Origin of the sequence: Mesorhizobium sp. M1E.F.Ca.ET.063.01.1.1 (assembly GCF_003998155.1) — a bacterium.
GTDB lineage: Bacteria > Pseudomonadota > Alphaproteobacteria > Rhizobiales > Rhizobiaceae > Mesorhizobium.
Genome location: NZ_RZSC01000960.1, coordinates 1 through 1,931, shown reverse-complemented (window position 1 = coordinate 1,931; position 1,931 = coordinate 1). Strand labels below are relative to the sequence as shown.

The window sequence follows — 1,931 nt, the reverse complement described above, 5'->3', positions numbered from 1 at the left end:
CTCATCTCCTGCATCGTCATCTGCACCGAAGCGTCGCCGGCGGCGCTCGGCGTGCAGATCGCGCATCGCGATGCGCTGGTCATCGATATCGCCGGCGACGCTTCGGTGCAGATGACGATGCAGGAGATGAGCTCGGCGGTGCAGTATGAGGCGCCGATCAAGATCTTCATCCTCAATAACCAGTATATGGGCATGGTGCGCCAATGGCAGCAGCTGCTGCACGGCAACCGGCTGTCGCATTCCTACACCGAGGCGATGCCGGATTTCGTCAAGCTGGCGGAAGCCTATGGCGGCCACGGCATCCGCTGCGACAAGCCGGACGAACTGGACGACGCGATCCGGGAAATGATCTCGGTGAAGAAGCCGGTGCTGTTCGACTGCCGCGTGGCGACTTTAGCCAACTGCTTCCCGATGATCCCGTCGGGCAAGGCGCATAACGAGATGCTCCTGCCGGACGAGGCGACCGACGAGGCGGTGGCCAATGCCATCGACGCCAAGGGCAGGGAACTGGTGTAGGCGGCCACCAAGGCGGGGCTGTCGCGAGAAAGCCGTGCGCAAACAGAGAATTAGCTCAAAAATCTGAAATCGAGATTCACGTCATGAACGCACAGCACCTTCAACCGACCGGTTCCGCCTATTTCATTGCCAAGGAAACCGAGAAGCCGGAAACGCACACGCTTTCCGTGCTGGTCGACAACGAGCCGGGCGTGCTTGCCCGCGTCATCGGCCTGTTCTCCGGGCGCGGCTACAACATCGAAAGCCTGACCGTCTCCGAGACCGAGCACGAGAAGCATCTGTCGCGCATCACCATCGTGACGCGCGGCACGCCGCATGTGATGGAGCAGATCAAGAACCAGCTCGAACGCATCGTGCCGGTGCATCGCGTGGTCGACCTTACCGTTCGTTCGCATGAGCTCGGGCAGGAGCGGCCGCTGGAGCGCGAACTCGCGCTCGTCAAGGTCGCCGGTACCGGCGACGCCCGCGTCGAGGCGCTGCGACTGGCCGACGCCTTCCGCGCCAGCGTTATCGACGCCAACACCGAGCATTTCATCTTCGAGATCACCGGCAAGGGTTCGAAGCTCGATCAGTTCATCGCCATCATGAAACCGCTCGGCCTGGTCGAGATCTGCCGCACCGGCGTGGCGGCAATGAATCGCGGCCCGCAGGGCATGTGAGCGCGGCGGGCAATCGCTCGGACTGCCTCAGTCGTCTCTTTGGCCCGGCAAGTCGTCCGTCCGTGGCTTTTGCGCATCCCCCAAAAAAGGACAATAAGGCTGACATATCTGGGAGGATACCATGTCGTTCGACGCATTCCTTGCCCTGTTGGTCTACGCCTTGGTGACTTCGATCACACCGGGACCGAACAACCTGATGCTGCTGGCCTCTGGCGTCAATTTCGGCATCGCCAGGACGGTTCCGCACATGTTGGGCATCAGCATCGGCTTTCTGATCCTGCTGCTGGCCGTCGGCTTCGGGCTCGGCGCGGTGCTGACGGCGTTTCCGGCGCTGCACACGGCGCTGAAAGTCGCAGGCGCAGCCTACCTGCTCTATCTCGCCTGGAAGATCGCCATGTCGCGCTCGATGAGCGACGGAAAAGGGACGGAGGCGCGGCCGATGCGCTTCATCGACGCCGCCGCGTTCCAGTGGGTCAACCCCAAGGCGTGGGTGATGGCGATCACCGCCATGGCCGTCTACACCAATCCGGACCATCCGTTCGTCTCGGTGGCGTTGATCTCGATTGCCTTCACCATCGTCAACCTGCCCAGCGTCTCCGTGTGGGCCGGATTCGGCACGGCGCTGCGCGGCTTCCTGTCGGATCCCGTGCGGCTGAGATGGTTCAACATAGCCATGGGGCTGCTGCTGGCGGCGACGCTCTGGCCGATGCTCCGCTAGATGTATCGATATTCAGGTGAGGCCGGCCTGCGAATGGC

The 1,931-nt window shown here is 62.6% G+C and carries 3 protein-coding genes; all 3 read left to right on the top strand.

The window, feature by feature from the left end:
- A partial coding sequence (locus tag EOA29_RS34800; protein ID WP_245468701.1) for a thiamine pyrophosphate-dependent enzyme occupies positions 1-516 on the top strand: 516 nt, incomplete at its 5' end.
- An 83-nt stretch (positions 517-599) separates the two neighbouring features.
- Positions 600-1,175 carry an acetolactate synthase small subunit gene (gene ilvN, locus EOA29_RS34795; protein WP_126093159.1) on the top strand — a complete coding sequence of 192 codons (576 nt, stop codon included), beginning with the start codon at positions 600-602 and terminating at the stop codon, positions 1,173-1,175.
- Positions 1,176-1,296: 121 nt separating this feature from the next.
- Entirely contained in the window at positions 1,297-1,893 is a 597-nt protein-coding gene (locus EOA29_RS34790; RefSeq protein WP_126093160.1) for a LysE family translocator, read from the top strand.
- Positions 1,894-1,931 lie beyond the last annotated feature (38 nt).

Bases quoted from the DNA above. Each gene is read 5' to 3' on its own strand.
- ilvN (WP_126093159.1), top strand. From the start codon at position 600: ATGAACGCACAGCACCTTCAACCGACCGGTTCCGCCTATTTCATTGCC.
- EOA29_RS34790 (WP_126093160.1), top strand. From the start codon at position 1,297: ATGTCGTTCGACGCATTCCTTGCCCTGTTGGTCTACGCCTTGGTGACT.